General features: G+C 61.4%; 1 pseudogene. It reads right to left on the reverse strand.

From position 1 onward, the window contains the following. Positions 1 to 264: pseudogene (locus ACLJNW_RS25825) on the reverse strand (acyltransferase); the annotation flags it as partial.

Genomic DNA, 264 nt, shown 5'->3' on the forward strand with positions numbered 1-264 from the left:
CGACAGCGACCACAACGGCGCGTTGAAGGTCAGGTAATAGGGATTCCAGGCCTGCAGCAGGAGGATCTGCAGGATGCTGTTGACGAACAGTTCGGTGTTGCTCATCCAGTGCAGGAAGAGTTCCGGGTGGGTGCGGCCGAGCACTTCGTTGGTGTCGTAGATGACGAAGCGCGGGGTGGCCTTGTCCAGCTCGGGACCGATTCCCAGGTGGCTGAGGGCCAGCAACACCAGGATCGACAGCAGCAGGGAGAACAGGTGCAGCGG

This window comes from Salmonella sp. SAL4457, assembly GCF_046548235.1.
Lineage (GTDB): Bacteria > Pseudomonadota > Gammaproteobacteria > Enterobacterales > Enterobacteriaceae > Salmonella > Salmonella enterica.